The organism is Desulfitobacterium chlororespirans DSM 11544, assembly GCF_900143285.1.
GTDB classification, from domain to species: Bacteria; Bacillota; Desulfitobacteriia; order Desulfitobacteriales; family Desulfitobacteriaceae; genus Desulfitobacterium; species Desulfitobacterium chlororespirans.
In genome coordinates this window covers 91553-117228 of record NZ_FRDN01000006.1, presented here as the reverse complement: position 1 = coordinate 117228, position 25676 = coordinate 91553, and the positions used below count along the sequence as shown (strand labels likewise).

The 25676-nt window shown below is 47.8% G+C and carries 26 protein-coding genes; 24 read left to right on the top strand and 2 right to left on the bottom strand.

Features of this window, described 5'->3' with window-relative positions:
* The first annotated feature begins 174 nt into the window (after positions 1-174).
* From mreB to BUA14_RS08740, 4 genes are all read left to right on the top strand, one after another.
* A complete protein-coding gene (mreB, locus tag BUA14_RS08755) occupies positions 175-1161 on the top strand; it encodes a rod shape-determining protein (protein ID WP_072772262.1) in 987 nt (328 codons plus the stop codon).
* Positions 1162-1319: 158 nt separating this feature from the next.
* Entirely contained in the window at positions 1320-2057 is a 738-nt protein-coding gene (locus BUA14_RS08750; protein WP_072772261.1) for a WecB/TagA/CpsF family glycosyltransferase, read from the top strand.
* A 91-nt stretch (positions 2058-2148) separates the two neighbouring features.
* Positions 2149-2862 carry an RNA polymerase sigma factor SigI gene (sigI, locus tag BUA14_RS08745; protein WP_072772260.1) on the top strand — a complete coding sequence of 238 codons (714 nt, stop codon included), beginning with the start codon at positions 2149-2151 and terminating at the stop codon, positions 2860-2862.
* Complete coding sequence (locus tag BUA14_RS08740) at positions 2859-4214, top strand: anti-sigma factor domain-containing protein (RefSeq protein WP_072772259.1); 1356 nt, start codon at positions 2859-2861, stop codon at positions 4212-4214. The genes sigI and BUA14_RS08740 overlap by 4 nt, the downstream gene beginning before the upstream one ends.
* Positions 4215-4277: 63 nt before the next feature.
* Here the strand turns inward: BUA14_RS08740 and BUA14_RS08735 are convergent, their stop codons facing one another.
* Positions 4278-5402, bottom strand: coding sequence for a glycosyltransferase (locus tag BUA14_RS08735; protein ID WP_072772258.1), 1125 nt, complete (start codon positions 5400-5402; stop codon positions 4278-4280).
* 139 nt (positions 5403-5541) lie between these two features.
* On the opposite strand from BUA14_RS08735, the gene fabZ reads away from it, so the two are divergent.
* Together fabZ and BUA14_RS08725 are read left to right on the top strand one after the other, a co-directional pair.
* Positions 5542-5979, top strand: a complete 438-nt coding sequence (gene fabZ / locus BUA14_RS08730; protein WP_072772257.1) for a 3-hydroxyacyl-ACP dehydratase FabZ — start codon at positions 5542-5544, stop codon at positions 5977-5979.
* 125 nt (positions 5980-6104) lie between these two features.
* Complete coding sequence (locus BUA14_RS08725) at positions 6105-6503, top strand: hypothetical protein (protein WP_084078530.1); 399 nt, start codon at positions 6105-6107, stop codon at positions 6501-6503.
* A gap of 6 nt (positions 6504-6509) precedes the next feature.
* Here the strand turns inward: BUA14_RS08725 and BUA14_RS08720 are convergent, their stop codons facing one another.
* Positions 6510-6884 carry a DUF2680 domain-containing protein gene (locus BUA14_RS08720; RefSeq protein ID WP_072772255.1) on the bottom strand — a complete coding sequence of 125 codons (375 nt, stop codon included), beginning with the start codon at positions 6882-6884 and terminating at the stop codon, positions 6510-6512.
* A 191-nt stretch (positions 6885-7075) separates the two neighbouring features.
* On the opposite strand from BUA14_RS08720, the gene BUA14_RS08715 reads away from it, so the two are divergent.
* From BUA14_RS08715 to BUA14_RS08630, 18 genes are all read left to right on the top strand, one after another.
* Positions 7076-8947: a helicase-related protein gene (locus BUA14_RS08715; protein ID WP_072772254.1), complete on the top strand. Its 1872-nt coding sequence runs from the start codon at positions 7076-7078 to the stop codon at positions 8945-8947.
* 11 nt (positions 8948-8958) lie between these two features.
* On the top strand, positions 8959-9789 hold the full coding sequence (locus BUA14_RS08710) for a ComFC family protein (protein ID WP_072772253.1): 831 nt from the start codon (positions 8959-8961) through the stop codon (positions 9787-9789).
* A gap of 18 nt (positions 9790-9807) precedes the next feature.
* Positions 9808-10101 carry a zinc-ribbon domain containing protein gene (locus tag BUA14_RS08705; RefSeq protein WP_072772252.1) on the top strand — a complete coding sequence of 98 codons (294 nt, stop codon included), beginning with the start codon at positions 9808-9810 and terminating at the stop codon, positions 10099-10101.
* 233 nt (positions 10102-10334) lie between these two features.
* Positions 10335-11141, top strand: a complete 807-nt coding sequence (locus tag BUA14_RS08700) for a basic amino acid ABC transporter substrate-binding protein (RefSeq protein ID WP_072772251.1) — start codon at positions 10335-10337, stop codon at positions 11139-11141.
* A gap of 204 nt (positions 11142-11345) precedes the next feature.
* Positions 11346-12020, top strand: a complete 675-nt coding sequence (locus tag BUA14_RS08695) for an amino acid ABC transporter permease (protein WP_072772250.1) — start codon at positions 11346-11348, stop codon at positions 12018-12020.
* Positions 12007-12726 carry an amino acid ABC transporter ATP-binding protein gene (locus BUA14_RS08690; protein ID WP_072772249.1) on the top strand — a complete coding sequence of 240 codons (720 nt, stop codon included), beginning with the start codon at positions 12007-12009 and terminating at the stop codon, positions 12724-12726. Before BUA14_RS08695 ends, BUA14_RS08690 begins: the two co-directional genes overlap by 14 nt.
* Before the next feature lie 252 nt (positions 12727-12978).
* Complete coding sequence (locus tag BUA14_RS08685) at positions 12979-13176, top strand: cold shock domain-containing protein (protein WP_014795793.1); 198 nt, start codon at positions 12979-12981, stop codon at positions 13174-13176.
* Positions 13177-13379: 203 nt separating this feature from the next.
* Positions 13380-13907, top strand: a complete 528-nt coding sequence (hpf, locus tag BUA14_RS08680) for a ribosome hibernation-promoting factor, HPF/YfiA family (protein ID WP_072772248.1) — start codon at positions 13380-13382, stop codon at positions 13905-13907.
* Positions 13908-14105: 198 nt separating this feature from the next.
* Complete coding sequence (secA, locus tag BUA14_RS08675) at positions 14106-16610, top strand: preprotein translocase subunit SecA (protein WP_072772247.1); 2505 nt, start codon at positions 14106-14108, stop codon at positions 16608-16610.
* Between the two features lie 115 nt (positions 16611-16725).
* A protein-coding gene (prfB, locus tag BUA14_RS08670; protein WP_143153443.1) for a peptide chain release factor 2 occupies positions 16726-17833 on the top strand; the annotation gives its coding sequence in 2 pieces (ribosomal slippage) (positions 16726-16794 and positions 16796-17833; 1107 coding nt in all).
* A 149-nt stretch (positions 17834-17982) separates the two neighbouring features.
* Complete coding sequence (locus BUA14_RS08665; protein WP_242954611.1) at positions 17983-18816, top strand: transketolase; 834 nt, start codon at positions 17983-17985, stop codon at positions 18814-18816.
* Positions 18809-19744 carry a transketolase family protein gene (locus BUA14_RS08660; protein WP_072772244.1) on the top strand — a complete coding sequence of 312 codons (936 nt, stop codon included), beginning with the start codon at positions 18809-18811 and terminating at the stop codon, positions 19742-19744. The genes BUA14_RS08665 and BUA14_RS08660 overlap by 8 nt, the downstream gene beginning before the upstream one ends.
* 114 nt (positions 19745-19858) lie before the next feature.
* The gene (locus tag BUA14_RS08655) at positions 19859-20122 is read left to right on the top strand and encodes a hypothetical protein (protein ID WP_072772243.1); all 264 of its coding nucleotides are present in this window, start codon (positions 19859-19861) and stop codon (positions 20120-20122) included.
* Between the two features lie 185 nt (positions 20123-20307).
* Complete coding sequence (gene ftsE / locus BUA14_RS08650; RefSeq protein WP_072772242.1) at positions 20308-20994, top strand: cell division ATP-binding protein FtsE; 687 nt, start codon at positions 20308-20310, stop codon at positions 20992-20994.
* Positions 20984-21868 (top strand): permease-like cell division protein FtsX, encoded by an 885-nt coding sequence (ftsX, locus tag BUA14_RS08645; RefSeq protein ID WP_072772241.1) that lies wholly within the window; start codon positions 20984-20986, stop codon positions 21866-21868. Before ftsE ends, ftsX begins: the two co-directional genes overlap by 11 nt.
* A 20-nt stretch (positions 21869-21888) precedes the next feature.
* Positions 21889-23022, top strand: coding sequence for a murein hydrolase activator EnvC family protein (locus BUA14_RS08640; RefSeq protein ID WP_072772240.1), 1134 nt, complete (start codon positions 21889-21891; stop codon positions 23020-23022).
* A gap of 209 nt (positions 23023-23231) precedes the next feature.
* Positions 23232-24419, top strand: coding sequence for a S41 family peptidase (locus tag BUA14_RS08635; RefSeq protein WP_072772239.1), 1188 nt, complete (start codon positions 23232-23234; stop codon positions 24417-24419).
* 66 nt (positions 24420-24485) lie between these two features.
* Positions 24486-25568, top strand: coding sequence for a hypothetical protein (locus BUA14_RS08630; RefSeq protein ID WP_072772238.1), 1083 nt, complete (start codon positions 24486-24488; stop codon positions 25566-25568).
* The last annotated feature ends 108 nt before the right edge of the window (positions 25569-25676 follow it).

Sequence of the window (25676 nt, the reverse complement as noted above, 5' to 3'; positions counted from 1 at the left end):
TTTCATCGAATAAAAGAATGTGGTATATTATGTATAATCTCCCGCAGGGGAGATTGTACTTTTCGTTTAGGGATATATCAAAAAGAGGGTTAAAACCGGGAATAGAAAACCAAGGCAGTCAGTGATGAAGGAAGATGGACAAGCCAGAAGAGTAAGAAAGGGGTACCACTACAAATGTTTGGTATTGACTTAGGAATTGATTTAGGAACGGCCAGTGTGCTGGTCTTCGCCAAAGGAAAAGGAATTATTCTTCATGAGCCTTCGGTTCTTGCGATCGATAAAAACACGAACAAAAGGATCGCCGTTGGGGAAGAGGCCAGGATGATGCTGGGGAGAACACCGGGAAATATTGTGGCTGTTCGTCCGATGCGGGATGGTGTCATTGCTGATTATCAAACCACAGAAATCATGCTTAAATACTTTTTGGAAAAGGCGGGGGCCCGGCGTTGGCCTTTGTTTAAGACCCGGGTGGTGGTCTGTATCCCCTCAGGAGTTACCGATGTTGAAGAGCGGGCAGTAAAGCAAGCCGCTTACCAAGCCGGAGCTAAACAGGTCAAAGTCATTGAAGAGCCCTATGCGGCAGCCTTGGGAGCGGGATTGGACATCTCCGGACCTACAGGCAATATGATCGTGGATATCGGTGGGGGAACGTCGGATGTGGCCGTTCTTTCCCTGGAAGGGATCGTCACCAAGCGCAGTTTACGGGTCGGTGGTGATAAATTTGATGAAGCCATCATCCGCCATATTCGGCGTGAATATAACCTGATGATTGGGGAGCGGACAGCGGAAGAGGTAAAGATTGCTGTAGGTGCAGCTATTCCCGAGGGCCGGCCTGATCATGCTGAAATTGATGTGCGGGGAAGGGATTTGGTCACAGGTCTCCCCAAAACCATTAATGTCAACTCCAAAGAGTGTTATCTTGCTCTGGAAGAAAATGTGGAAGCCATCGTGGGGGCGGTGAAAGAAGTACTGGAACGGACTCCGCCTGAGCTTTCTGCTGATATCCTAAGCAAAGGAATCGTCATGACCGGAGGCGGAGCCCTGGTCTACGGGTTTGATACCCGGATTTCCAGGGAGACCGGTCTGCCGGTAACTCTGGCTGAAGATCCTATCTCATGTGTTGCTTTAGGAACAGGCAAGGTTCTGGATCAAAGTTTCTAGGTCACTGATATCAGGCAGTTTTTTAACAATACATAGAATTCTGGTGTAGACAAGCTTTAAAGCCGAGGAAAGGGGCACTATCCGGTGAGCAGACCGGAGAAGCTATTTCTCGGCTTTTTCTTTAGGAATGTGAATGTTTTAGTTTGGAGAGGTTTACCATGAGAGCAGATATACTTGGCGTAAAAGTGGACCGGGAGTCGATGGCGGAAACCGTCCTTAAAATCCAAAAAGCAGTAGAGGCTCAAAAGCCTATTCAAGTGGTTACAGCTAACCCGGAGTTGATCTATGCCACGGGAAGGGACGTCCGCCTTAAGCAGCTGATTAATTCGGCTGAGATTGTTACCCCGGATGGGGTGGGTGTGGTCTGGGCGGCCAAGCGCCTGGGCCATCCGGTGGCTGAGCGGGTGACAGGGATTGACTTAGTTGAAGCTCTTTTCCCCATAGCAGCTGAGCAATCTTGGGGGATCTTTTTTCTGGGCAGCCAGCCCGGTGTTGCTGAAAAAGCAGCTCAGAAAGCTGCAGAAAAGCACCCCGGTTTCCGGTGGCAAGCAGCCCACGGCTATTTCAGCCGCGAAGAAGAGCCGGCTCTGCTGGAGCAAATCCGTGAATTTAAGCCGGATCTTCTTCTGATTGGTTTGGGAGCACCCCGTCAGGAGTTTTGGATGTTTTCCCACCTTGATTTAAACACGGTCAGCATTGGTGTAGGGGGCAGCTTTGATGCGCTGGCCGGAATCAACAAAAGAGCTCCCCAGTGGATTCGCAATATCCGTCTGGAGTGGCTCTATCGTTTGTTTAAGCAGCCCTCCCGTCTGAAACGTCAACTGGTTCTCCCTCGCTTCGCCTGGAAGGTCATATGCTCCGGTAAGGAGCAAAAGAGAACCCGGAAAGTAAGATAGTATTTCTTGAAAGCGGCAGTTTAACACTTTATTTTTCCGCACCGACTAAAGACGGCTCCACTAGGCGTACTAATGAACAGGAGGTTGAAAAATGCCTGAATGGGAATTCAAATGGTCCTGGGAGAAGATAACACTCGACCCACAGGCCAGAGAGGACTTTTTACAGGAGTCTCAGCCTTTTATTCGTCATGTTTCCATTCAGACGTGTCACCGCACCTTAGAATGGGGTAGAGATGAAGAATTATCCGAGGCTTTAATCGCCTTTAATGAATCTATTGAACATTATGAAGAAGAACGAGGCGTGCCTTTTTTAGCCTATGCCCGGCTCCTGATTAAACGTCGGCTCATCGATTATTACCGAAAGCAGCGTTTGCGGGAAGCCTTGCCTATGGACCAGGATGAGGTAGGGCAGGCTGTTGATATTCATGTAGGAATTAAGGAATTTCGTGAACGTCAACAAAATCAGGAAAGAGCGGCTGAGATTCAGGAATTTTCTTTAGCCCTGAAAAAATATGGGCTATCCTTTCAAGTCCTGGCTGAAGTGTGCCCCAAACACCGGGATAGCCGGGAAACCCTGCTCGGGGTGGCCCGAACCCTGGCGCTGTCCCCGGAATTATGGCAGCAAGTGGAAAAGACAGGCAAACTCCCTATGCAAGCCCTGACCTTGAAGACCAAAGTTCACCCCAAAGTACTGGAACGGGGGCGGAAATATATTCTGGCGGTAGCCTTATTGATCGCTAATCAACATGATTATATCTACTTAAGGGAATATGTACTCCCGGATGAAAGGAGGGCTGAAGGATGAGCCAAATTAAGGCTGTTGTCTTAGAGAAACATAAGAATTCCATTACCGTATTAACGGGGGATGGTGCTTTTCAAACCTTAAAGTACAAAGGGGATGCGGAGGTCGGGGAGGAAATTCAATTGCCGATCCAAAGCAGAGCCACCTTTTGGCGAATAGGGGCAAGTGCCGCTGCGGTAGTTCTGCTGGCATTGATGGGGATTTTCGGATGGAATGCCTGGCAGCCAAGGACCGCAGTGGCCATGATTTCTCTGGATATTAACCCCAGCCTTCAGCTTACCGTGGATCAAAAGGGAGAAGTTCTGGAGCTGGAATCCCTGAATTCCGAGGCTGAACAGCTGGTCACCGGACTAGCCCTTAAAGGAAAGTCATGGGGAGAGGCCTTGAATGAAATTATTCAAAAGTCGGTGGCCTTAAATTATTTGAACGAAGAAGAAAACTGGGTTGTCGTAGGATATTCATCTTCGGCAACGGACCAAAAGGAGCCCCCTGCTAAAGTCAGTGTGATTAATACTGAAGCCATAACCAAACAGGTTCAACAGGCTGTGCATGAGCAAGGGCTTAAATCTACCGTAGCGGTCTATGAGTTGACCTCTGAGCAAAAAAAGCAAGCCCAAGAGACGGGGCTCACCTTAGGAGAGTACGCTTTAGCGGATACCGCTCAGAAGGCAGGTATTAAGGTAGAGCCTAAGGATTTAAAAGCGAAGGAAGAGCGAACCCGTTTATTGGAAACTCCGGAAATTCAGGAGCAGATGCGTAAAGATAAGCTCATCATTGAAGCCATGAGTAATAAAACCAATCAGGGTGAGGGCAAGGATAAAAAGGAAGGCTACGCCAAAAGTAAGTGGTACAACCTGGACAGAGAGAAAAATAATCAAAAAAATACCAAGGAACAGCCCAGAAACGGCATAAGCACTCCAAAGCCTTCCCAGGACAGCAATAGGAGCACCAATAAAGATAACAATAAGGACAGCAACAAGAACAGCAATAAAGATAGGAGTAAAGATAAGGACAAAGATAGGGATTACGGTTCCGGCACGAAAGGGAAGGGAACCGACAAAGGGGATGACCTGGAAAAAGGCGAAGACAATAGGTCTGATAATCAAGGGAACAGCGGCCGCAATAATGATCAAAATACCGACAAAGAAAAGCGCGGGCAGAAAAAAGGGGCTCCCGACTCTGATCAGAAGCAAAGCCCAAAGCAGGATGAACCAGCAGAAAAGGCCGGTAAGAAAGATAATCAGGATACTAAACAAAACAGCAATCGCAAAACTGAAGGGGACTCTCGAAATAGCTCCCAGAATAAATGGAGTTTTGGGAACTTCTTGAGAATGAACTATAGTCAACGTACTTAAATATGAAGCTCTCCTGAGGCAGAGGGTTCCATCGGAACTTCTCCCCGGGAGAGCTTTGTGCTGTCAGCTTCCTTTTAATATTTCTTTATAAAAGTTCTCAGTTTGTCTGAGCATTTCCTGAACGCTGAAGTCCTGCCAGCGCTGAGCGCCGGAGTCTATGTAAGATTGGGCGAGATCAGGGCTCTGGAGAAGGGTGCGGCAGGACCCGGCAAGTTCCGCCGGTTGTCCCGGAGGAATCAAAAGGCCATCCAGAGAAGGGCGAATCAGTTCCGGTATCCCTCCTACAGCAGTGGCGACAAGAGGCAGATGAGCTTGCATGGCCTCAAGAAGAACAAGGCCCATGCCTTCGCTTACGGAAGGGAGAATAAAAATATCCATAGCGGGGAGGGCTTGATAGGCGTCAGGGAGATATCCTGTAAAAGTGTGGGGCAGCCCCCAAGCTTCAGCCTGTTCGTCAAGCTCCCTATGCAAAGGTCCGTCTCCAATGATCAGAATATGGAGATGAGGAAACTGGGGGCGTAAGATATGAGCAGCTTCCAAAAGTGTGTGAAGCCCTTTGGTGGGATGCAGCCGGGCGATAGTACCGAGAACCAGGGCATCCTTGGGTATTCCCCATGTCCGGCGGAAGCTTTCCCGCAACTCCGCCCGCTGCTCACTGGTGGCCAGCTGAGGCAGGGGAGGGATGCCATTATAGATGGTGCGAATCCTTTGCCCGCCACGGTGGGCCACTTCTTCAGCCAAGGCTTCGGAAACAGTGATAATTCCGGAGGTTAAGGGCAGGGTCAGCCGATCTAAGGCCAGGGCTAAGCAGGCTGCCGCAGGTGAAAGATAATCCTGCTTTAGGGAACTGTGGACCGTACTGACCACAGGTAGTTTCAAGCAACTTCCGGCCAGTCTCCCCAAAAGATTGGCCCGGGAGCCGTGGGTATGGATGAGAGAGAACTTTTCCTGACGTATATCGGCCATAAGTTTTGGCAAAGGGAATAAATCCAGAGCGTGCTTCATGGGAAAACGCAAGGTAGGAATGCCTTTCTCTTCAGTGGAGCGGGCAAAAGGTCCATCAATTAAGCAGCCTGAGGTTACGGAAAAGGCAGCCTTATCGATCCCTTGCAGCAAGGTCAGGACATGCTGTTCGGCGCCGCCGATTTCGCCGCCGCCGATTAATTGTAAAATTTTATGGGTTGGCACGGGGCTTCTTCCCTTCTTCCCGAAACTCGGTTATACTAAAGTATAAGTAAATTGTGACTAGGTATCAAAATAGTGGTTTTGGCAAAAAACGAAGCGTATAAAATGTTGATAAAAAAATTAAAAATCAGGAGGTCTTTTTATGTTAGAAAGTCAAGAGATTCAAAAAATAATACCCCACCGCTACCCCTTTTTGCTGGTGGATAGGATTCTGGAGTTGGAAGATGGCAAACGGGGGGTGGGCTTGAAGAATGTTTCCGGCAACGAGCCTTTCTTCCAGGGGCATTTTCCCGGCTATCCAGTCATGCCCGGTGTGCTGATTATGGAAGCTCTGGCCCAGGTAGGGGCTGTGATCCTTTTGAAAATGCCGGAATACGCAGGACATATTGCCCTTTTTGCCGGGCTGGAAGACGTACGGTTCCGCCGGCAGGTGATCCCCGGCGACCAGCTTCGGCTGGAAGTTGAGTTATTAAAACTCAAGCGGGGGCTTGGTGTGGCACAAGGAAAAGCCTATGTAGGGGGAAATTTAGCTGCCGAGGGCACCTTAAAGTTTGCTGTCGGTCCTAAATTAGAGGATTAAGGAATGCCGCTGAGTCCAGTATAGCATAAACATTACATTACCTATAGCGAGTGAGCGGGCCATCATTTCTGAAAAGACAAATTGCCCTAACCTAAACTCTTGCATAGTTTAGGTTAGGGGGGAGTATGATGGGTGTACAGCTTACCGGACTAGGGGTAATTGTGGCTTTGTTATGGATTATCACGGATTATTGGGAGTGGACGGTTCCGGAAGGAATCGGCCATAAAATCACCGATTGGAAGAGAAAGTCTTATCGCTCCCAAATCACCGTTAAATTTACTAATCAAGAATCTATCTACCGGCAGGAGCAATTTGCTTTTTCCTTAAAACGCTTTCTTGGGGAGATGGAGCGGAAAATGGGGTTGCCCGTCCATTGTGAGATTGAGCTGTGGGGGGAGCAGGATGAGTATACTGAGGAAGAGCTCCTCTACATTAAATGCTTGAATCAATCCTTCTCCGGATTTACATGGTCCATTCAACAAAGAATCCCCCAACCGCAGTTGGGGGATCAGGGTTCCAGTTAAGAAGGGTCATTGGGTAAGGCGCAGGCTCGATGAAGATTTTGCGTCGGGTGTTTCTTTTGAATCGCCCTTGGGTTTGTTGTCGCGATCTTTATGATGCTTTTTCCCAAAATCGACCTTGCCGTTGGCCAGGTCCTCTTCTACTTTCTTTTGCCGTTCTTTAATCGCATCTTTGATCTTTTCAGCCTTTTCCTTCTCCAGGATTCCGGCTTCCACTTTCTTATCGATCATTTGCACCTTAAGCTCGACCATTTGTTGATGGAGAGCTTTGATTTCTGCCAGCTTGGCAGGATCCGGTGCCGTAGTGGTTGCCCCAAAAGCTGCTCCGGCGCCAAAGGTAAGGAAGGCGAGGGTCAATAAACTTACCGCGAACTTCTTCAACAATTTACACTCCTCCTTATAATAGACAACTTTTTAACTGGAACGTTTTATAGAATACCCAGAAAAAGAAAGAAACATAGTGGTAATCCTTGGATGAATTATTAAAATAAGCAGGGAATAGACAGTTCGGAAAAGAATACTATATTTATCGATCAATAAAACCCTTCTTATGGGATGCAAAGAGAGGGTTTTTTATGTTTTACTTTTTTGTTGCCGATTCAGGGGAAATGACACTTTCCCCCTTAATAGATGATAAGCACTTGGCTGAGGAGGCTGAGGTCTTGCGGCCCGGGCTCCCTTTGAGCTTTGCCCAATCCCTGCTGGGAGAGATTGACGAGCAAAGGAAAGGAGCAAGAAGAGCCGGAATATGGCCCTTATGGGGAGGCTATTCAAGAGAAAAAGCAGAGGATAAGAAGCGGGATGGGGCTTGGGTTAAAAGGGCAATTCTTAGAACCTTGAAAGGCTATCCGGGACTAAGGGATCAAAATTGGCGGTGGGAGAAGGGGAACTCTCCGGAGGCCTCTTGGCAGAATGGGCTGAAGGATAATCTGAGGAGTATAACAGATAAGGAAAGGGTTGGGGATTTCCTGGCCAGAACTGAGGGAAGATTATTAGCCAAGGCTGACTTGCAGCGGCTGGGGCAGGAATGCAGCTTATCTTATCCGGAAATTTTGAACCTCTGCCATGAGCAGGCCCGGAAAGGGGATGCCCAATGGATTCCGGCCGTGGCAAGAGAAGGAAAAGGCTGGAGATGTGAGCGCTGCGGGGAGACTAAGGTCGAAGAGTGGATAAGCATCTATGGGCCGGTTGCTACTTGCCCGGCTTGTACCGCCTTGGGAGCAGTAAGTTCACTCCATGAGCTTTACCGAAGCGGGGGGGCCTCTCAAACTATGGTTTCCTCCTCTACAAAGGCAGACCACCTGGGCTATTCCTCTTTTTCCGACTGTGGGAACATTGCATGGGTATTTTCACCCCGTTGGGAGCTTAGTCCTGCTCAAAAGATTGCTGCCCAGCAGGTGTTGGCCTTTGTAAAAGAAGGTGCCGGCGAAAGGGGTGTTATTCAAGAAGCAAATTCTAAGAATGAAACCCTGCTCTGGGCTGCTTGTGGAGCGGGGAAGACCGAGGTCTGTTTTCCGGCAGCAGCATGGGCCCTTGAACAAGGGAAAAAGGTATTATTCGCGGCACCTCGTCAAGATGTGGTTTTGGATGTAGCCCCTCGCCTTCAACAAGATTTTCCAGGCTTAACGCTGAGTGTTCTCACCGGAACAAGTCAGGAGCGTTTTACACCGGCCCCCTTTGTTCTGGCTACCACGCACCAGATTCTGCGTTTTTCCCAGGCCTTTGATTTAATCTTCCTTGACGAAATGGACGCCTTTCCCTATTATGGCAGCACCGCCCTGGCTTGGGGAATGGAGCGGGCATTGAGAACGGGAGGTAAGACAGTCTATCTGACGGCTACTCCCTCACAGGAAAGTTTAGAGAAGGTTAAAGCAGGCAGGATGAAACTGATCCGTCTGACGGCACGCCACCATGGCAAGGCAGTTCCGGTTCCACAGTGGCGCAAGATTGGGGGAAGTATGGCACCTGAGCACGGATGCTCTGGAGAGCAGGGAGAAAAGGTTTTTCAGTGGCTGAAGGAACTAGCCCTATGGGGCCCGGTGCTCCTCTTTGTGCCCAAGATATCCTGGGTCAACCCTTGGGTCGAAATCCTGAAGAAGGAGTTCCCCCAATGGTCAATCTCGGGAAGTTACAGTGCCGATCCCAGCCGCGCTGAAAAAATCGCGGCACTGCGGGAGGGAAAATTCCGTATTTTTGTCTGCACTTCGATTCTGGAACGGGGGGTCACCCTGCCTGATGCCCAAATCATGGTTCTGGAGGCGGATCATGGGGTCTTTGACGAGAGAGCCTTGGTCCAAATGGCTGGACGGGTGGGGAGGACCCAGGAGAATCCCAGCGGCAATGCCCTTTTTCTATCCCGCCAAAAGACATCTTCCATTGAAAAAGCGCTGGATTGGATTAAGGAGCAAAATGAGCTGGCCTTCGCTCAGGGTTTAATTGACAATTAAGGAGGTTCTTTATGTCCGGCTCTATTTTTTCTCTATGGCAAGATATAAAAGACCTTGCCCGATCTCTGCTCTATGAAAAGGAGTCAACCTGTCTTCTCTGTGAAACCCATGTGTCAGGGTGCCAGGTTTTCTGTGATGATTGTAAGCAAACTTATTTCCGGCCGGATTTAAACCGGTGTAGCCATTGCGGCAAGCTTCTTGAACCTCAGCATACAGAATGTGAAGACTGCGTTGCGGGCAGAGGGCCCAAAGGTATGGAGCAGGCTGTGGCCTGGGGACATTATACGGGGGCTTGGCGGGAGTTCATTCAGAATGTAAAATTTAAATCCCAGCCTTATTTGCTGAAACGGCTTGGCCCGTCTCTGGGGGATTTTGCCCTTCGCCATTTACCGCCTCCCCATTGGATTGTGCCTGTTCCTTTGCATGATGAACGATTAGCGGAAAGAGGCTTCAATCAGGCGGCAGCTATTGCCTCCCTTCTGCATTGGGAACTGGGGATTCCTTTGTGGGAGGGTTTGCACCGGGTTCAACCCACTACCCCGCAAGTGGGGTTAAGCCGGAAAGAAAGGCTGGATAATCTGGAGTCGGCTTTTCAAATAGTCTCTTCATCACAAGGGCTTAAGCAAATCCAAGGAGCCAGGGTTTGGCTTGTTGATGATGTGACCACTACCGGTGCAACTTTGGAGCATTGTGCCAAGGTGCTGAAACGGGGTGGAGCAGCTCAGGTGTATGGGCTCGTTTTAGCTGCAGGTTTGGAGAAAGGACAGAAAAAGGACTATTCAGTCTCAGAATTCGGTGTTATAATAGGGGCGGATAGGCGTGAGTCTGTTACTATTTTTTAAGGTAAGGGGATTTTCTTCATGGCGTTTCAAGACAAAGAACTAGTATGCAAAGATTGCGGAACCACTTTCATTTTCACTGTAGGTGAACAAGAATTCTATGCAGAAAAAGGCTTTGAAAACGAGCCACAGCGTTGCAGAGACTGCCGTAATGCACGTAAAACCAGCCGCAACAGCGGTGAAAGCCGTCAACGGGAAATGCACACAGTAGTTTGTGCAGAGTGCGGCGTTGAAACTCAAGTTCCATTTCAACCTACATCTGATCGTCCCGTTTACTGCCGTGATTGCTACCAAAACCATCGCGTAGGTCGCTAATCAGAGTAAACGAGAATATATGTGAGAGCATTGGAGTAAATCCAATGCTTTTTTTATAGTCTTCTTAATAAACAATTCTAATTATTATAAGAAAAAGATGTTGAATAAAGTTGCATCGTTATGTATAATAATCAATATCCATAAGACAAGTAAGAAACTTTATTAAAAAAGTAGCATGTTTTGCCAATTGGATAAGTAAAGTAAAGAGGAAGATTAAAAGGAGAGGGATAAAAATGAAAAAGAATGTACGTAATGGGATCATTGCTGCGGTTATGATGGGCCTGCTTGCCCTTACAGGCTGCGGCGGTCAAAGTCAGCCTCCGGCCAACAGTGGAGCGGATAATGGAGGGAATGCAGGAGAAGAAAAAGTGCTGAAGATCGGCTCCGCTATTGAGTATGCACCTTTTGAATTTATGGACAAAAAACAAAATCCTACAGGTTTTGATATCGATTTGATGAACGAAATCGCCAAGGACTTAGGCTATACCGCGAAGTTTGAATCATCCTCCTTTGATGGGTTAGTCGCAGCAATTGGCCTGGGAAAATATGATGCCGTCATCTCGGCGATGACCATCACCGACGACCGTGCAAAATCGGTTCTTTTCAGCGACCCTTATTTTGAATCCGCTCAAATAATCGCTGTTAAAAAAGGTTCAGCAATTAAATCCGAGCAGGATTTAATCGGCAAAAAAGTCGGTGTTCAGCAAGGAACCACCGGTCAGTTTGCCGTTGAAGATCTGGGAATCGATCCCAGGAAATTCGATACTATCGGCGATGCCATCAACGATATGATGATTGGCGGCTCTGAGGCAGTGGTTGCCGATACCCCCACTCTTTACTACTTCATTACCCAGAACCCAAAAATGGATATTGAAATAGTCCCCAGTGCTTTCGAAAAAGAGTATTTTGGCATCGCCTTTAAGCTTGACAATAAAGAATTAGCCGATCAAGTGAATGCTACTTTAAAGAAGTTTATGGACAATGGCAAATACAATGAGATCTATAAAAAATGGTTTAATGAGGATGCTCCTAAGTTCTAAGCCCGGCTCAGAATGATGATGACTCAAAACGCCTAGCAATGCTGGGCGTTTTGTTTCAGTATGGTACTTATTTTTAGCGGCTGACAGAAAGGTTTCTGGAGAAAAATGTCTGAACTATAATTCTTGAATAAACTTGCGATGAAATGTATAATTACGAAGGATTAAAGAAGGATTCATGACACGGGATTAAAGGAGGATATAGGTGTGGAACTCCGTTGGGAATTAATGCTTGAGAGCGTCAATCCCTTGCTGAAAGGAACATTGATCACTCTGGAGCTTACGGCCGGGGCTGTGGGGATAGGGATTGTGATCGGCCTGTTTATGGCATTGATGCGTTTATCCAATAGCCGGATTTTACGTGGCTTATCCATAGCCTATATTGATTTCTTCAGAGGGACGCCGCTTTTGGTTCAGCTTCTCATGGTGTATTTCGCTCTCCCTCAGCTCTTAAATTTCCAGGTTCCTGATAATTATCAATTTATTGCCGCGATTACGGCCATGGGTCTTAACTCGGGAGCCTATATTGCGGAGATTTTTCGGGCTGGGATTCAGTCCATTGATAAAGGGCAGGGAGAAGCGGCGCGGTCTTTGGGAATGACTCAGGGCCAAGCCATGAGACATGTTATTCTTCCTCAGGCCTTTAAACGGGTTATCCCTCCTCTGGGCAATGAGTTTATTGCTCTGCTTAAGGATTCTTCCCTGGTATCTTTTATTGCCCTTCAGGATCTTATGTATTCCGGAAAGCTTATCGTAAGCCGTACCTATCAGCCCTTTGTTATTTATTTAGAGGTTGCGTTGTTCTATCTGGCTATGACTCTGCTCCTTTCTCGGTTCGTGAATTATACAGAGAGGAGGTTCGGTAAGAGTGATAACCGTTAAAAATCTGCACAAGCATTTTGGTAAGCTTGAGGTCCTGCGCGGCATTGATTGTCATATTAAAGAAAAAGAGGTTGTAGTGGTTATTGGTCCCAGCGGCTCGGGAAAGAGCACTTTCCTGCGCTGCCTCAACAAGCTGGAGGAGCTCACGTACGGAGAAATCGTCGTGGATGGCATTCCTTTGAATTCGGAAACCAATGTCAATGCTATACGGCGGGAAGTGGGCATGGTCTTTCAAAGGTTTAACCTGTTTCCCCATAAGACGGCTATGGAGAATATTACCTTGGCTCCGGGAATTGTTCGCAAGACCAGCAAGCAGGAAACAGAATGGATGGCCATGGAGCTCTTGAAAAAAGTGGGCTTGGAAGATAAGGCACATGAGTATCCCGATCGGCTTTCCGGAGGGCAGCAGCAGCGGGTTGCTATTGCCAGGGCTCTCGCTATGCGCCCTAAAGTCATGCTCTTTGACGAACCTACCTCAGCCCTTGATCCCGAGATGGTAGGTGAGGTTCTGGCTGTCATGAAAGATCTGGCCAGGGAAGGCATGACCATGGTTGTGGTCACTCATGAAATGGGCTTTGCCCGGGAAGTAGGAGACCGGGTGATCTTTATGGATGAAGGAAGAATCATGGAGGAAGGGTCCCCGGCAGAACTCTTTGGCAACCCTCAGAATCCGCGCACTCAATCCTTCCTGAGCAAGATCCTTTAGATTTTTAATAGTGCAGGTATTGTCTGCACTATCTCTTCGGAAAAGCTATCTCTTCAGAAAAGCTGATGCTGTGGTCTATAGAGCCCTGCATCAGCTTTTGGGTTACGAAAAGAGCTCTTTTAGGGCTAAAGACAGTATGAAAAAGTTTACCAAAAACAGGTTTAAATTAGAGTCCTCCTGGGCATCCTTCCTAAGAGACTAGCTTTTTGGCAGATGGCCGGAGCTGTCAAGGAATCAAGGAGGTTTTTTTCTGTGTTGGGTAAAGTAAAGTGGTTTAGCAAACAAAAAGGGTATGGATTTATCGAAGGGGATCATGGACAGGATATTTTCGTTCATTTCTCTTCCATCATGGGTGACGGCTTCCGTACTTTAGAAGAAGGTCAAGGTGTGGAATTCGATATTATCCAAGGCCCGCGGGGAGAACAGGCTTCTAATGTGCAAGCGAGATAAGTGATAGGGAAAAGGAAGAGCTGCTTCATGGAGTTTTGACAAAGTTACTATCACATGAATAAAAAGAAGAATTGTTGGCATAATTTACAACGATTCTTCTTTTTTGCATATGGAAATTTAGTTTAAGAGAAAAGAAAATTGTGGAAGGATTTTTTACATGAAGAGGGAATAATATAGTAAGCAGATATTAAGGGGGTTTTACTATGAACATCAGCGTTCGCGGCAAACAAATGGAAGTCACCGATGCCCTGAAAGAGTACGTTTTAAAAAGGGTAGGCAAACTGGAGAAATACTCTGATGAGTTTATGGATGTTAAAGTAACCCTGCTGGTAGAGGAAGGTCGTCATCGCGTTGAGGTCACTGCACCCCTCCAGGGTATGATTCTTCGCGGCGAGGAAGAAAGCGGAGATATGTACGCTTCCATCGACCTGGTCGTCGAAAAGCTGGAGCGCCAAATTGATAAATACCGCACCCGGATTAACAAACGCATGCGCACTAAAGTCCTCAAAGATCATGAAATTGAGCATCCCGTCCTCTATGAAGATGATTCTGAAGAGGTTGTCCGTCGCAAAAAATTCGGTACCAAACCCATGTCCGTGGAAGAAGCCATTATGCAGATGAACCTGGTAGGACATAACTTCTACGCCTTCACCAACATGGATACCAATGCCATCAACGTGGTATATCGCCGGAGAATAGGTGATTATGGTCTCTTAGAACCCGAAGACTGAGACAGAATTGAATAGGATTATTTAAAACGAATGGTCTACGAGGGTAGACCATTCTTGTGTGCATATGGTTGTTTCAGGGCGCTCCTACAGAAATTAACAAGGGATTTGCGCCGGGGCGAGGTGCTCTTGGCTTGCACCCTTTTGGTTAGAGTGATAAAATGAGTTGATACCCTTGGACAGATGGAAAGGTGGTCAATAATGGGTTTCTTAAATAAACTTTTTGATGACAATGCTCGTGAGGTTAAAAAGTATCAGAAAAAGATTGCTGCGATTAATGACTTGGAGCCGGAAATCAAGGCGTTGTCTGATGAACAGCTCCGTGCCAAGACCGATGAATTTAAACAACGGCTGGAGAATGGAGAGAGTCTGGACAGCCTTTTGCCTGAGGCATTTGCAGTGGTTCGTGAGGCCTCCTGGCGTGTCAATGGACAACGGCACTATGATGTGCAGCTGATCGGGGGCATGGTCCTGCATGATGGCCGCATTGCCGAGATGCGTACTGGGGAAGGAAAAACATTGGTGGCAACCCTTCCATCCTATTTGAATGCTTTGACAGGCCGTGGCGTTCATATCGTTACCGTCAACGACTATCTTGCCCGGCGTGACAGCGAAATGATGGGCCGCATTCATCAGTTCCTGGGATTATCGGTGGGTCTGATCGTTCATGGCTTAAACTATGCTCAGCGGCGGGAAAGCTATGCTGCAGATATAACCTATGGTACCAATAATGAATTTGGTTTTGATTATTTACGTGATAATATGGTGACCCGTCCTGATGGATTGGTTCAACGGGAACTTCATTATGCTATCGTAGACGAAGTGGACTCCATTTTGATCGACGAAGCCCGTACTCCATTGATTATTTCCGGGGAGGCGGACAAGCCTACCGAGCTCTATAACCGGATTGCCATGATTATTCCCCGCTTAAAGCCGGAAGAAGATTATAATGTCAATGAAAAAGACCGGGTGGTTACCTTGACTGAGCAAGGGGTCAGCCGGGTTGAAACCATGCTCTCCGTAGAGAATCTCTTTGACGATCTGCACACAGAGCTGGCCCATCATGTGAACCAGGGCTTAAAAGCCCATGCCCTCTTTAAACTGGACCGGGATTATGTGGTTAAGGATGGGCAGGTTATCATCGTTGACGAATTTACCGGACGTCTCATGTTTGGGCGCCGTTATTCAGAAGGATTGCATCAGGCGATTGAAGCTAAGGAAAAAGTGAAAATCGAAAAGGAATCCCAAACCTTAGCGACCATTACCTTCCAGAACTATTTCCGGATGTTTGAAAAACTTGCCGGTATGACCGGTACTGCCATGACGGAAGAACCGGAATTCAAAAAGATTTACAAATTAGACGTAGTGGAAATTCCCACCAATATGCCGATGGTTCGTGAGGATTTGCCTGATGTGGTCTATCGGACTGAGGAAGGTAAGTTCAAGGCTGTCGTTGAGGAGATCATCCAACGCCACAAAAAAGGACAGCCGGTTCTGGTGGGAACCGTATCGGTGGAGAAGTCCGAGCGCTTAAGCAGTATGTTGGAGCGCCGCGGGATATCTCATCAAGTCTTGAATGCCAAGTTCCATGAGAAAGAAGCCGAGATCATTGCCGGAGCAGGCTTGAAGGATATGGTGACCATCGCCACCAACATGGCGGGCCGTGGTACGGACATTATCCTGGGAGAAGAAGTAGCCGGACTGGGTGGTCTGCATATTATAGGTACAGAGCGCCACGAATCCCGCCGGATTGATAATCAGCTGCGCGGTCGTGCCGGGCGCCAAGGAGACCCTGGATCCTCCCAATTTTTCCTCTCCCTGGAAGATGATTTGATGCGCCTTTTTGGTGCGGATAATATCACCGGTATGATGGATAAATTAGGAATGGACGATTCCGTCCCCATTACCTCCAAGATGATCAGCCGTTCTGTAGAAACGGCTCAGCGTCGGGTGGAAAACAGAAACTTTGAAATCCGCAAGCATGTTCTTGATTATGATGATGTCATGAATCTGCAGCGGGAAGTTATCTATGCCCAACGCCGTCAGGTGCTTATGGGTGGCAACATTCAGGAGAGCATTGCGGATATGCTGGAAAAAGTGGTTCGGGAAACGGTGGATATGTTCGGTGCCCAGAGCCCCTATCCTGAAGAATGGGATCTTAACAGCTTCCTGGAGTATGTGGAAAATGGCTTCCTGCCCAATCATGATATTACGGCAGAGCAAGTAGGAAGCATGGAAAAAGAAGAGATCGTGGAAATGCTTCTGGAGAGAGCACAAGCCCATTATAAAACCCGTGAAACAGCTTTTGGCGAAGAGATCATGCGGGAAATCGAGCGGGCTGTGATGCTGCAGGTCGTGGACAAGAAGTGGATGGATCATTTGGATGCCATGGATATGCTCCGGGAAGGTATTGGCCTGAGAGCTTATGGGCAAAAGAACCCCTTGGTGGAATATCGCCGTGAAGCTTATGATATGTTCCAGGGCATGATCAGCTCAATTCAGGAAGACACCATCCGCTATATTATGAGAGTGACACCTCAAGTGACGGAGCAAAAACCGGAAGAACCTCAGCATGTCCGCACCAACCGGGATGAGGAGCAACCGGCCCGTCCGGTTCATAATGAGGGGCCCCAAATCGGCCGCAACGATCCCTGTCCCTGCGGCAGTGGCAAGAAATACAAGAAATGTTGCGGAGCAGACAGTTAGTACAAGGCAAGGTTTAAATGTTACAGAGGACCAGAATAGTTTACAGGTAAGGCATAATGAGGCCCTCGGCTCAATATGCCTTACTTTTCGAAAACCATAAGGTGGTGAAAGTTAAGTGATATTTGAATGGAAAAAAGAGCTGGAAAGTTTAGAAGTGCGCTTAGCAGATTTGAGGGTTTCACTTTGACGTCCCTCAGCGTGAGGATAAAATCAGTATTTTAGAGATTGAGCTGCAAAGGCCGGACTTTTGGGATAATCCGGAAGGGGCTCAAAAAGTGATGCAGGAGCTTTCTTATCAACAGGAGAAAGTCAAAACCTATTACACCTTGCAGCAGCAGCTGGATGATCTGCTCACCCTTTATCAGATGGCAGTGGAAGAGAAAGATGAATCCCTCGAGCCTGAACTTGAGGAAGGAATCCTGGCTCTGCAGCAACGGCTGGATGGTTTGGAACTGGAGATTCTGCTCAGCGGTCCCTATGATCGGAATAATGCCATAGTTACCCTGCATGCGGGAGCCGGCGGCACGGAAGCCCAGGATTGGGTATCCATGCTGTATCGGATGTATATCCGCTATGGAGAACGCCACGGTTATAAAGTGGAAACCATGGATTTCCTGCCCGGCGATGAAGCAGGGATTAAGAGTGCGACCCTATCCTTTGCGGGAGAAAATGCCTATGGCTATTTGAAAGCGGAGAAAGGAGTTCACCGTTTAGTGCGGATATCTCCCTTTGACGCTTCGGGACGCCGTCATACCTCTTTTGCCTCTGTAGATGTCATACCTGAGGTGATGGAGGATAATGCTGAAATTCAGATTCCGCCCGAAGATCTCAAGGTGGATACCTACCGTGCCAGCGGTGCGGGGGGACAGCATGTCAATAAGACCAGTTCTGCGGTCCGGATCACTCACTTACCCACGGGGATTGTGGTTCAGTCCCAAAGTGAGCGTTCTCAGATTCAGAACAGGGCCTACTGCTTGCGCATCCTGCAAGCCAAGCTCCTGGAGCTGAAGCGCAAACAGCAGGAAGATGAAATTTCGGAGATTCGCGGCGAACAACAGGATATCGCGTGGGGAAGCCAGATTCGTTCCTATGTGTTCCATCCTTATAATATGGTTAAGGATCACCGGACCAATGAGGAAACAGCGAATACCGGAGCTGTCATGGACGGAGAGATGGACCAGTTTATCGCCGCTTATCTGCAAAAGACCAAAGCTGTTCAGTAAATTAAGAATAAAAGCAGTAAGCAAGATAAAAGGATCAGCGTGAAGCAAGAAGTGTCATGCAGCAAGAAGTGTAAAGAGAGGCTTGGCTCATGGCCAAGCCTTAAATCTTCAAAATGAGACGTTTTGTCAACCACATAAATGGAGGGATTATGGTGAGGGTTCTTGAACTGAAACGGATGGCCAATCAAATACGTCAGGATATTATTACCATGCTTGTGCCGGCTAAATCAGGTCATCCTGGGGGCAGCTTATCGGCAGCGGATATATTGGCCGCCCTGTATTTTCATGAAATGAGAGTTAATCCGGAGGAGCCCCATTGGGCGGATCGGGATCGCTTTGTATTGGCGAAGGGACATGCGGCACCGGTCCTTTATGCAGCTCTTGCTGAAAAGGGCTACTTCCCCAAAGAGGAAATCCTGGGACTGCGGCAAACCGGCCGCATCCTGCAGGGGCACCCGGATATGCGGAAAGTACCCGGTGTGGATATGTCCACAGGCTCTTTGGGCCAAGGCCTTTCCGCAGCCAATGGAATGGCTCTTGCCGGAAAAGTGGACAAGAAAGATTTTCGGGTTTATGTCGTTTTAGGAGACGGTGAAATGGCGGAAGGCCAAGTGTGGGAGGCGGCTATGGCTGCAGCACACTATAAGCTGGATAATGTCACCGCCGTTCTCGACTACAATGGTCTGCAAATTGACGGAACCACTGATAATGTGATGGCCTCTGATCCCCTGGACGACAAATGGCGGGCCTTTGGCTGGCATGTCATCGAGGTGGATGGACATAATATGGAAGAGCTGCTGGCTGCTTTTGCCGAAGCCAAAACTATTAAGGGAAAACCGACGATACTTATTGCCCGGACGGTCAAGGGTAAAGGGGTGTCCTTTATGGAAAACCAGGTAGGCTGGCATGGAAATGCCCCCAATGCTGAACAAGCAGAGCAAGCCTTAAAGGAATTGAGAGAGGAGGCGGCACGCCTTGGCTAAACAAGCAACACGGGATGCCTATGGTAAAACCTTAGTGGCCTTAGGGGCAGAAAAAAAGGATATCGTTGTTCTGGATGCAGATCTGTCTAAATCCACGAAGACCGCGGATTTTGCCAAACACTACCCGGAACGGTTTTTTAATATGGGAATTGCGGAAGCCAACCTTATGGGCACAGCGGCAGGTTTGGCAGCGGCGGGTAAGATCCCCTTTGCCAGTACTTTTGCTATTTTTGCCACAGGACGGGCTTTTGAGCAGATTCGCAATTCCATCGCTTATCCTAAACTAAATGTTAAGATTGCCGCCACTCATGCTGGTGTTACCGTTGGTGAGGACGGAGGATCTCACCAGGCGGTGGAGGATGTGGCCATTATGAGGGCTGTACCTAATATGACCGTATTGGTTCCTGCCGATGGGGTGGAAACCCAGCAAGCCATCCGGGCTGCCGCAGCATATGAAGGCCCTGTCTATATTCGGATGGGCCGGCTTGATGTTCCTTTGCTTTTTGACGATCAGTATCAGTTCGAGATCGGTAAAGCCAATGTTCTTCGGGAAGGCTCGGATTGTGTTGTTTTTGCTAACGGAGTCATGGTGGCTGCTGCTTTGGAAGCTGCCCAAGACCTTGAACAGGAAAATATCCAGGTTGCGGTGGTTAATGTAGCCTCTGTAAAGCCTCTGGATGTGAAGACCATCGTCGCCTGCGCTCAAAAGACCGGTGCGGCGGTGACTGCCGAAGAGCATACTATTATTGGCGGCCTGGGAAGCGCAGTAGCTGAAGCCTTAAGTGAACATGCGCCTACTCCCTTGGTCCGGGTCGGGATTAAGGATACCTTTGGAGAATCAGGCCGCCCCTTGGAATTGCTGGAGAAATACGGCTTAACCAAAAAAGAAGTCATGGCGGCAGTAAAAGCGGTTATTGCCAGAAAATAGACTCCCAAGACAGGAGCAAGGATAGTGAGGCAAAGATAGTGAGCTTTGGACGGCTGCCAGGAGTAGGCAGCCGTTTATAGTATTTCTTGTATGGTTTTTAAGGAGGGATAAGCTTTGAGCAATCCGTGCGGTACGACTAGGGCCAATATTCTTCGACAATCTGAAATAAATGGGATTCCTCTTTATTTTGGTACAGGAGTCAATCCTGTGAATTCTCCGGCACAGTTTTTTGTGGCATGGGGCGAGACTGTAAAAAAGGGGCTGATTCACACCTTTAATCGGGAGGAACTCCATGAAGGCTGCCTCTGGTTCATTGATGAGGATGAAGCGGAGAGAAAATTCTTAGCACAGGAGGAAGCTCTGAAAGAGATCTTATAGCATAGAGTATGAGCCCGATGCTTCTGAGTCGGGTTTCCTTTTTTACTTCCAACTTCTTTTTTGTCATAAGTTTTTAGCCCTTCTTCCGTCATTAATAACAGGAGATCCATACCTCGTGTCGAATTAACTTATAGGTTTGGATAAAATGGGAGCTAACGGAGAACTCAAGGAGGCCTGGGAAAAAAATGATCCAAATAACGAATGTATCGAAGATCTATCCGAACGGTGCCAAGGCCCTTGTCGATATTAGTCTAAAAATAGACAAAGGGGAGTTCGTTTTTCTGGTAGGACCCAGTGGTGCAGGGAAATCCACCCTGATCCGCTTGCTCTACCGTGAGGAATTGCCCACCCGCGGTCAAGTGACCATGAATGGGAAAAGTATGATTCGGATGCGGGAACGGGAAGTGCCCCATTTGCGCAGAAATATTGGCGTTGTTTTTCAGGATTTTCGCCTTTTACCGAATAAAACGGCCTTTGAAAATGTAGCCTTTGCCTTGGAGGTCATCGGTGTCGGCAATCGGGAGGTTAAGAGTCGGACCAAAAAGGCTCTGGAGCTTGTGGGTTTAGCCAATAAAGAGAAAGCCTTTCCCCATGAGTTATCCGGAGGGGAGCAGCAGAGGGTTTCTGTAGCCAGAGCCATTGTCAATAATCCCTCCCTTTTAGTCGCGGATGAACCTACGGGCAATCTGGACTCGGAGACTGCCTGGGAGATTATGGAGCTTCTTTATAATATTAATCGTCGAGGGACGACGATTGTGATGGCCACCCATGCCCGGGATATCGTCGATCAAATGCAGAAGCGTGTCATAACGATTGAAGATGGCAAAGTTGCACGTGATCAGAAGCAGGGGGCTTACGGATATGGCACTTAACTCTGTAGAATACATATTTCGTGAAGTATTCAACTCTATTCGCAGAAATGTATGGCTAAGTATTGCTTCAGTGCTGACCGTGATGATTTCTATGGTCATTTTGGGGGCGTCGGTGTTTTTCTTGCTCAATGCCTCTAACCTGGCTTCGAACTTTGAATCCGAACTGGAGATTGCTGTATTTGCCCAGGATGATTTGAATTCCGCGGATGTCAAGGCTTTGGGTGAGAGGCTCACAGACCTGGCAGGAGTGGATACCATTGAGTTTGTTCCCAAGGACCAGGCTTTGAAGAATTTTACCGGCTCCCTGAATTCCACCACCATTGCAGCGGATTTAGGAGATACGAACCCTTTTCCGGATAAATATACCGTCCATGTGGTGGACCCCCAGCAGGTAGAAAATGTGGCCGGCCAGATTACTGAGCTAACCGGTGTGGATAATGTGGTTTATGGTAAAAACTTAGTAGAGCCCTTGCTGAAGTTTACCAAGTGGCTCCGCTGGGCAGGAACAACGGTGGTAGGATTGTTTGCCATTGCCTCCCTGATTTTGATTTCTTTAAATATTAAGATGAATGTTTTTTCTCGTCGCAAGGAAATTGAGATTATGAAGCTTGTCGGGGCGAGCAATGCCTTTATCCGCTGGCCTTTTATTTTGGAGGGGATGTTCCTGGGATTGGTTGGAGGTCTGCTGGCCATCCTGCTGGTGGGATTTGGCTATGATTGGCTGGCAGATTACATTCAAACCACCCTGGCTTTTATGCCCGTAGTTAATGAAACGGAACTCATCGGTAAGGTTCTGGGTTCTATCGTCCTGTTAGGGATGGGAATAGGTGCAGCAGGAAGCGTGATCTCCTTAAGGCGCTTCTTAAAAGTTTAACAATGAAGGAGGGGAAAAACATGACCAAGAGAAGGGGGCTCATAGCCCTTTTGCTCACAACAGTATTGCTGGCAGGTTCTGTCATTCCACTTCAAGCTGGAGAATTAGAGGATGCCATAAAAGAACAAAGGGATCTGCAAAAGAAAGGGGAACAGGCCCGCAATCAGTTAAACAACCTGACGTATTCAGCCGATAAACTGCAAAATCAGATTAAGAATTTAGCAACTCAGATCACAGTAGCCTCGAATAGCTTGAGTGAGAAACAGATCGCCTATAATCAGGCGGTGGAAGCTGTGAACCAATCCGAGCAGGAGCTCAAGCAGCGCGAGGAAGACCTGGCCAAGCGCCAGGAGGTTTTGCGGAATCGGGTCAAAGAAATCTATCAGATTGGTCAAGTCAGCTATCTGGAAATCCTTTTTGAAGCAGAAAACCTCAGTGATTTTATTACCCGCCTGGAATACTTTAACCGCCTGGTTGATAATGATCAAAAGATCCTTGCGGATATCGGTCTGGAAAAAGCCAGAATCGAAGAAGAAACGAAAGTGCTGGAAGCCCACCGGGATGAGGCTGCCAAGCTGAAGGCTGAGGCGGAGCAGGCCAAAAAGGAACTGGATGCCAAGAAGAAGGAGCATCAGGTAGCCCTTGACTCCAACAAAAAAGCTCAGAATGATATCTTTGAGCAAATCGCACAAATGGAAGCCGACTCTAACGCCATTGCTGAAAAAATTCGCAAATTAACCAGCAATTCCGGCGTGGTCCATGGAACTATCAGCACTTATCCGTTACCGGGATATTATGAAATCAGCAGTGCTTATGGCTGGCGGATTCATCCCATAACGAAGCAGAAAAGCTTGCATACCGGGGTGGATTTACCGGCACCCACCGGAACCAAGGTTTTGGCGGCGGGGAACGGGGAAGTTATTATGGCCGGCTGGTATGGAGCTTACGGAAACGCTGTGATCGTGGATCATGGGGGCGGATATACCACCCTATATGGCCACAATTCCAAGCTGGCCGCTAAAGTAGGAGATATGGTGCAGGCCGGTGATCTGATATCCTATGTGGGCTCAACAGGCTGGAGTACAGGACCCCATCTTCACTTTGAAGTGCGTATCAATGGGGAAACTACGGATCCCATGCAATTTTTTCGCTAAATAGCAAGAATGAGTCTGCGGAAGCACAAGGGCAACCAAAGGCTTTGCATTCTTATGTATTCTATGAAGCGACAAATGCAAAACCTGGTTTACTATGAAATAAGTATGTCCTGGAGTGGATAGGCATATAATAAAGAAAAAATAAGGAAAGCCCGCCACTTATCTCCTATCAAAGATCAAGAGATGAGTCACGGTAATGAGAAGGGGATATGGATTTGCAGGAGAGTCGTTGGAAAGAGTATTTAAAAAACCTGGGATGGGTTCTTGCCATAGGGTGTTTGATTTTTACGGTGGTTGTCGGGGGGTTCATTGTAACCAACCTGGATCATTTAGGACGCTTGGCAAGAGTAGTCAAGCTTGTTGAAAGTGATTATTTGGAGGAAGTGTCTGTAGACACCCTGATCGAAGGTGCCACTAAAGGAATTGTCGATTCTTTGGGCGATCCTTATTCAAGTTACATGAATGCTCAAGAGAATGAAGAGCTTATGCAACAAATCGAAGGGAAATTCGGCGGCGTGGGGATCATTTTAAGTCTGAAAGATCCTCAAAAACTTGTGGTCCTGAGACCCATTAAAAACACTCCGGCTGCTAAAGCCGGACTACAGCCTGGGGATGTGATTATTAAGATCGATGAAGTGGACGCCACCACCATCGACCAGGAAAAAGCCGTGTCCCTAATGCGCGGGAACCCAGGGACCAAGGTGACTCTGGTGGTTTATCGGGAAAGCATTAAGCAGAATGTGACCGTTCCTTTAACCCGGGAAAATATCGCAGTACCCACGGTGGAAGGATTGGCGCTGCCGGGAAATACGGATATAGCTTATATCGGAATTTCCCAGTTCTCCTCCCATACAGCTCTTGAACTCAATGAAGTTCTGCGCAATATGGATATCAGCAAATACAAAGGGATGATCTTGGATTTGCGCTATAATCATGGCGGGGAATTAGAATCTGCTGTAGGAGTAGCCAGTTATTTTGTTCAGCCCGGCCCCATTGTCTATATTGTGGATAAAGGAGGCAATGCTGTAACCAAGGCTTCGGAAGGCAATTATTTAGGCATTCCCTTTGTGGTTTTAGTCAATGAGGAAAGCGCCTCCGCAGCTGAAATTGTTTCCGGGGCGATCAAAGATCGGGGAACAGGCACCCTGGTGGGGACCAAGACCTTCGGTAAAGGAATCGTGCAGACGATTTATCAATTAGATAGGGGGACCAGCGTAAAGCTGACCACCGCCAAGTATTTGACGCCGAATAAGATCGATATCCATAAAAAGGGCATCGAGCCTGATGTGGAAGTGAAGCTGAAGGATGGAGAAGAAGCGACTCTTTCTCCTACTACGAAAACCTTTGATACCCAGCTAACGGAAGCTCTTAAGGTGCTTCGCCAACAGATCAAATAATGGCAACGGGACAGCGCGCTGTCCCGTTTTTGCTTTTTCAGCAAATCCTGTGACCCCTGACCCTCCTTGTGCATACACTACACAGCAAGCAAATTTCAAGGGGGAAAGGACATGGGGAATAAACCCAGTGGACGGCATTACTTTGCAGAGGGGATTACCAATCGCGGCTATATATCACTTCTACCCAATATGATGTCAGAATGGGAACGTACTTATGTCCTGATTGGAGGACCGGGCACAGGTAAATCCACCACAATTAAGATGATTGGGCTGGATCTCCTTGATCGCGGGTATGAGATTGATTTTCTCCGTTCTGCCCGGGACCCGGACTCGATGGCGGGGGTGCTGATTCGCCGCTTCAACTGGGCGATCCTTGATCACTATGAGATTGCTCCCCTGCATTGGCGTGCACCAGGGGTGATTGAGCACTTTATTGATTTCTCTAAATACTGCAATCAGGGAAAGCTTGATCAACAAAGGCTGGGAGTTCTTGATTTTGAAGAGAAGATCAAACGCGGCCAACAAAGAATAGGTGAAATTCTAGCTGAGGAATTTGGAGGAAGAATTCGCGAGCGGTTTTATGCCAAGGCTGATGAGGGCAGGCCCTGGCTGCCCAAACTTTATGCCTCAGATTTATTTAAAGAAGCAAAAGGTCCTTGGAGCAAGGCTCAGGACGCTTTGAAAAAGATCAAGAAGAGCGCTGTTCAATCCTTTTTTCTTCATGGAATCAATCCGGAGGGCTGGTTGAACCTGGCTCCTTACTTCTTGACGGACTATGACCAGATTCGTTTCGATGGGGAAGAGGCTCATGAAGCCATGGAATGGGTGTTGCAAGAAGCGGAACAGCTGGGGCAGGTTATTGATATTGTTTTACATCCACTTTACCCTGATGAAATTTTAGGCATTGTCTTTCCAGAAAGAAATCTGGCCATTTGGCAAGGGAATCCGGAGCATCTGGAGGAACAAGGATTAGGATGTCCTTTTAGTAATGATCTTAAAGAAGCTCTGCTGGACACCCAGAGGCTGAGAGATAAACTTAAAGCTGTTTATACAAAAACGGTTGACTTTGATCAAGTCGATAGCATGAAGACGGATTTATTAAACTCTATTTTAAGAGATATGGACAAAAAAGGTCATACCATTGATTGACAGCAGTTGCCTTTCATATTTCATACAATCAAGGGAAGACTAGATATACTCATGATAAGCACCAAAAACGGTGCTTTTTTGATAGTGCAAAACACAAGGTGTTCATAA